Origin of the sequence: Prevotella sp. KH2C16 (assembly GCF_900113305.1) — a bacterium.
GTDB lineage: Bacteria > Bacteroidota > Bacteroidia > Bacteroidales > Bacteroidaceae > Prevotella.
In genome coordinates, this window is sequence record NZ_FOOW01000038.1 from 1 (window position 1) to 6124 (window position 6124).

General features: G+C 37.4%; 5 protein-coding genes. 1 reads left to right on the forward strand and 4 read right to left on the reverse strand.

Features of this window, described 5'->3' with window-relative positions:
• On the forward strand, positions 1-305 hold a 305-nt coding region (locus BM114_RS13560; RefSeq protein ID WP_143089353.1), incomplete at its 5' end, for a transposase.
• A gap of 162 nt (positions 306-467) precedes the next feature.
• On the opposite strand, the gene BM114_RS13565 is transcribed toward BM114_RS13560, so the two are convergent.
• The 4 genes from BM114_RS13565 to BM114_RS13580 are packed head-to-tail and all read right to left on the reverse strand — an operon-like array spanning position 468 to position 6090.
• Positions 468-1772, reverse strand: a complete 1305-nt coding sequence (locus BM114_RS13565; protein ID WP_255406544.1) for an SIR2 family protein — start codon at positions 1770-1772, stop codon at positions 468-470.
• Positions 1773-1774: 2 nt separating this feature from the next.
• A complete protein-coding gene (locus tag BM114_RS13570; protein WP_092114242.1) occupies positions 1775-2323 on the reverse strand; it encodes a TIR domain-containing protein in 549 nt (182 codons plus the stop codon).
• A gap of 24 nt (positions 2324-2347) precedes the next feature.
• Positions 2348-5443, reverse strand: coding sequence for a type I restriction endonuclease subunit R (locus tag BM114_RS13575; protein WP_092114244.1), 3096 nt, complete (start codon positions 5441-5443; stop codon positions 2348-2350).
• A gap of 11 nt (positions 5444-5454) precedes the next feature.
• Positions 5455-6090: an abortive infection family protein gene (locus BM114_RS13580; protein WP_092114246.1), complete on the reverse strand. Its 636-nt coding sequence runs from the start codon at positions 6088-6090 to the stop codon at positions 5455-5457.
• Between the last annotated feature and the right edge of the window lie 34 nt (positions 6091-6124).

Genomic DNA, 6124 nt, shown 5'->3' on the forward strand with positions numbered 1-6124 from the left:
CTAGAAGCAAGTTTTTGCTGAGTGTGAGCGGAGAGAAATGGACTGACAGACAGAAAATACGTGCAAGATTACTCTTTAAACTGTTTCCTAAGATAAAGGATGCATATACGCTTATTTGTAGCCTAAGATGCATATTTAGTAGCAAGGATATTAATCGGACTGCAGTACTAAACTACTTCATCAACAGATCAACTAATGCTCATGCAGAATCTCTAAACTCAAAGTTGAAAGGCTTCAGAGCACAGCTCCGTGGAGTACAAGACCTGCCATTCTTCATGTATAGAACGACGATGATCTTTGGATAACAAAATGTTATTGCCACGGATATTTGCAACTGTGCCGTTTTATGTGCCATATTATTTTATATTTTGTATTATTGTTAAGATCTCATTAATTAATTCGTTTAAGGGAGTGGATTCATCTCCAATCTTTTGAAAAGACTGTTTATATAGTACGAATTCTTCTTTTCAACTAATTTCGTCCATATATTCTTTCCACAGTTCTTTTGAAATATAGCCAGTTCTCCCTATAGGTATCAAAAAATTACCTTGTTTTCTGGATATATCAAATTCTGCACGCATGCCATCTGATAAAACAATTTTATCATTTTCTAGTTTATTACCTAAGATAAAGATTGAAATACCACTATAGGATATCATATCTTCTCTATACTGTTGCCATAGTTTTTTTATTTCATCATCACCTTGAGGGAATGGCCGCAAAATAATCTGATTTGTCAATGATTTCTTCTGATTTTGGTATATTTCCGTCAGAGCTCCACTAATGACAGAACTCCCTACACCTAATCCATAACCTGAGACTATCCTATAGTTTTTATTAATTAAAGCACCGCTTAATTTACTTATAAAATATTCATATGCTTTCCTTCCATCTGGTTCAAACTCAGCAGCAGCTCCAGATATATACACAGTTCTACTATTATACTTAAATTTAATTTCTCGTAATATGTCTGTTATTTCAGAATACTGCTCCACGAGAACTGTCTTTATATTGAATCTTTTTAAATCATCAATAAAATATTGAAGCTTCAACTTTTTATAATTATAATCAGATTCATCTAAACATTCAACTTTGGATATATTCCTTAAAATACAATAGTGTTCTCTTTGATTACCTTCCAACTGCACCCTAAGTTGTGAACTGATATAGAAGAAGTTGGGATCAGTGAAACTAAATCCTATAAATAGGAAAGTTTTATTCATTAAATCTCCTTTTAAAGCATCAATAAAAGGGTGTTGCTTATGAGAATAATTCTCATAATCATCACGTATTAAAACAATTGAGTCGGGATTATCAACATCACCATGCATTTTATATATCACAGCATCTCCGCCTTTTACTCTCCTTGTAAGCGAGGAGCAAGTTGTCTTTACATCATATCGCTTTCCTTTTTGTCTTAAAGACTCTTCAATAAGTTTATCATAATTCGTTGTCCAAAAAGTTGCAATAGGTAAATCTGAAAGCAATTTATGATTATCATTTGGTCTTTTGTCATTACCAAAAGCATTTATTATAATATCATTGAATTTTGTTCGACTTCGATTTTTATTAAAATAATATTGCGCAAGACTAACTAAGTCCTGTTCCTTATTTATGTCCAAACTTAATTCTTTTGCAATATCACATAATAATTCTTTCCAATTAACACAACCACTTGAAGCAGATAGTCCTGCACCGGCAAATATGGCAGCGTCTCCCTCATTCAAAGCTTCTAAATACTTATTTACGAAATATTCTCTTGATATAGGCATGTCTATTTAGGATATTGGTTTCTTATTTCAATGGCTTCATCTACCCACTCTTCTATATGGCTATTTATATAATCATAAACACATGTACTAGAGCTGTACGGAGGATTATATGCTTTACAGATTTTAGAGAGGTTAATCTCATCTTTATCTGCAGGGGTATTACACTCAACAATATAATTTATAGTTTTATCAATACAAAAAGAACTAAAAGGATTTGCACCTTGTGGACTTTGCGAACCAAACACATCTTTAAGATTGTGTATATAAACACCTACTATACCTTTTCCTTCCTTCCAAGCTCGTTCAATTTCATATTTACACCACTGCCTCTTCGAAGTCTCGCTACCTATTAATACAATAACACATGACCTATAATTCATATTATTGTTTATCCAGCGTTTGATGGAATTATTTCCTTCTCGTTTAACTTCTTCCCATTTATTGGAAGAGATAGGAGAATTACCTTCTAAAACTCCCATATTCCTTACCTGCCCTGCTCTCCATGCATCATTTGCAAAATGAAAGCTGTAAAAAACCTGATGTTTTGCCATATAGATAAAATTTAAAAGTGAATTTTATGGTTCGGCAGCCATCTGCATTTTATCCTCGTGGATTTCGTACATCTTGGCTGTGTGAGTTGAATAATTCTCTTGTTCATTATCCGTCCACTGCTCGCACTGCTTGATAACGGTTTCTAATGCATTGGCAGCCTCCTCTGGTGGGTAATGATATTTTTTCAGAAGATGTTTAATCATTCTCCGCATACCGGCACGGGCTGATTCTTTCTTTTGCCAGTCGATAGTGCGGTTTTTGCGAAGGGAGTCTGTAAGCTCTTTTGTCATGGCAACCAATTCTTCATTGCTATAGAAGTCGTGAACCGCCTGCGGTTTAGTCAAGGCATCATAGAAAGACTTTTCTTCAGGAGTAAGTCCGAGTTCATTGGCTGAGGAATCTGCAGAAGCAATGTCTTTTGCCATCTGCAAAAGTTCTTGGATAACTTCCTCATTGGTGAGTAATCCTTTCAAATAGTTAGACAAAGAGCGGTTGAGAAGGTCTGAGAATTTCTCTGACTGCACGATGTTGGTCTTTTGATAGACTGCCACTTTCTCTGCCAATAACTTTTTAAGCAGTTCTACAGCTATATTCTTTTCTTTCATCTTAGAAATTTCATCTAAGAAAGCTGTATCAAAGAGGGAGAACTCGGCTTTAACATCAGAAAAAAGATTGATTACACCTTCACTTTTTACACTTTGTTTCAGCAACTCGCTGATACGCGCATTGATTTCTTTCTTCGTAACTTTGCCTTTGCCCGCCATTCGGGAAAGTAAAGTGCGTACAGTTTCAAAGAATGCAGCCAAGAAGCGTTGCTCTTCATTCAACAGGCTTCGACAAAGAGTGATGGAATTGTGCAGCAATGTTGCTTCTTTCATATAGAGCGGTAACTTTTCTTGTTTATCGGCTGCCAACATAAAGTTTATGCCACCTTTGATTATTTTAGCACGGTCGGCATCTGTTCCCGTGTGGAACCTGCTATAATCATAACCATGAAATAAGTCTTGGCACACCTCCAACTTCTCTTTAAACTTTGTAAACGCCATGCCTTTGATGTCTGGATTTCCAAAGTTCTTTCTGTCGCGCACAGTATAATCGCGCATGGCTTCTTTCAAAGCCTTGGCAATGCCGATATAATCAACAACCAATCCGCCCACTTTGCCATTGAACACCCGATTTACTCGTGCAATGGCTTGCATCAGGTTATGCCCGCTCATCGGTTTGTAAACATACATAGTTGCCAACGAGGGTACGTCGAACCCTGTGAGCCACATATCCACCACAATAGCAATCTTCATCGGGTCGTTGTCATCCTTAAATCGTTTGGCAAGTTCTTTCTTGTATTGCTTGTTGCCGATAATGTCATGCCATTCTTCAGGGTCTTGGTTGCTGCCCGTCATAACAACTTTCACTTTATCCGTCCAATTTGGGCGAAGCTCCAGCAGTCGATGATAAATGCTCATGGCTATGGGGCGCGAATATGCCACTATCATAGCCTTTCCTGTCAGTTCATATTGACGGTTTTCCTCATAGTGTTTGAGAATGTCTTGGCAAAGGGAATCAATGGTTGCGGGTGCACCGAGTATCTCTTCCAAGTGCGACATCTCTTTCTTGCTTTTCTCTATCTGTTCTGTTGTTGCACCTTCTTCAGCCAACAGTTCGTATTCGTCATCAAGGGCTTGCAAGGTTACATCGTCAAGATTTAGATTGATTACTCTTGATTCATAATAAACTGGACAGGTTGCCCCATCATTGACAGCCTGAGTCATGTCGTAGATATCAATATAATCGCCAAATACCTCAACGGTATCTCGGTCATTGGTGGAAATAGGTGTACCCGTAAAGCCAATATATGAAGCATTGGGCAGCGAATTATGAATGATTCTTGCCGTGCCGATGGAGACCTTGCCAGTGGTGACATCCACTTTTTCCTCAAAGCCATATTGTCCCCTATGCGCTTCATCGGTCATAACAATAATGTTTCTACGTTCTGATAATGGCTCATCAGCCTCTTCAAACTTCTGCATGGTTGTGAAGATGATACCATTGGCCTCGCGTCCGCTCAACAGCTCTTTCAGATTTTCACGACTATTGGCTTGCACTGGAGTTTGGCGCAAGAACTCCTTGCATTTAGAAAATTGAGTATAAAGTTGGTCGTCTAAATCGTTGCGGTCGGTAATCACAACGATGGTGGGCTGCGATAACTCTTGTTGCAGCAAGTGGGCGTAAAAAACCATTGACAACGATTTTCCACTGCCTTGCGTATGCCAGAATACACCAATCTTACCATTACTTACCGTAGCGTGCTTGGTACGCTCAATAGCTTTCTTTACGGCGAAATACTGATGATACCCTGCTAATATTTTGGCACTCCCTTTTTCTTCTTTGGAGAAACAGATAAAGTTCTTGATAATATCTAAGAGTCGTTCCCGTTGAAATATTCCTTCAAAGAATGTATCATAATCGGCAAACTCCGTGCTTTCATAATCGCCATCTTTTGTTTTCCATTCCATATAGCGGTCTTCCTTGCTGGTAATTGTCCCAGCTTTGGAAAGAGCCATATCGCTCATTACACAGAACATGTTAAAAGTGAACAGCGATGGTATATCCTTCATATAATTGCGGAGTTGAAGATAGGCTTCCGAAGCATCTGTTTCTTCACGAGAAGGGGATTTTAATTCCACAACCACCAACGGCAAACCATTCACAAACACAGTGATGTCGGCACGTTTCTCTGCATTTTCAATAAATGTCCATTGATTGATAACTTGAAAGGTGTTTTTGTCCGTATGTTCAAAGTCAATCAAATAGACCATTTCATTACGCATTTCTTTGCCATTGAAATAAGAAACTTCTATGCCATGTTGCAAATAGTCTGTAAAGGTTTCATTCCTTTGTACCAAACTCCCCATATCAATATTGCGTAGTTTGATAATCGCTTCGTGAATAGCTGCGTATGGTTTCTTCGGATTAACAGCTTGCAGACTTTCTTCTAATTGTGCTTCATAATAAGGCACATAGTAATCTCTCTCAATATCCGGACCGTAGAGATATTGATAACCCATTCCTTCAAAAAGGGAAATCAACGCTTTTTCGTAATTATCTTCTGTGAATGGCATAATATTTATGTTTATTGTTCCTTCATTTCTGAAAGATATTCTAAATAATCTATATAATTAGCTTTATAAGCGTGATAATCTAAGTTGTAAAGAGCCTTTGATGCTGATAAGGGTACACCTCCTACCTCTAAAGGATTTTCTTCATCAAACCAATCATTAAAGCACTCACAATCTTGATAAATTAATCTTTGGTTTGTGTGATGGGCATAGTTGAAATAAAAATGCATCATAAAGCCACAAAGCACATCTGTTGTTTTGTAAATCAGCAGGGATAGCGATTTATCTATCTGAGGATGTAAAACATCCAAACCATGTGAAGCAAATCCTGCATTATTTCGTATCTCTGCAATCGATTGAGCGACGGCAGAAATCCTACGACATAACTCAGATAGACCAGCCATATCCTTTCCAGATTGTTTTATAAGATGTTCTAAGGTTTGCTTTACTAAGACATTGAAAGCAATATCATCTTTGTATGTTGCATTTTGGTTAGAGAGGATAGTTTTGCAAATCGCTTCTGTCAGGCTCTTACTTACTTCTATGCACAATGAAGGATTAATTTCAACATTATTTTCTATTGTTGAAATATGCGTAGCAAAAGCTCTAAGACTTGGCTCTTTTGCAATATATTCTCTTGTCCACTGCATAAGTAAGATTAATTTAAATTATCATTTATCCGTC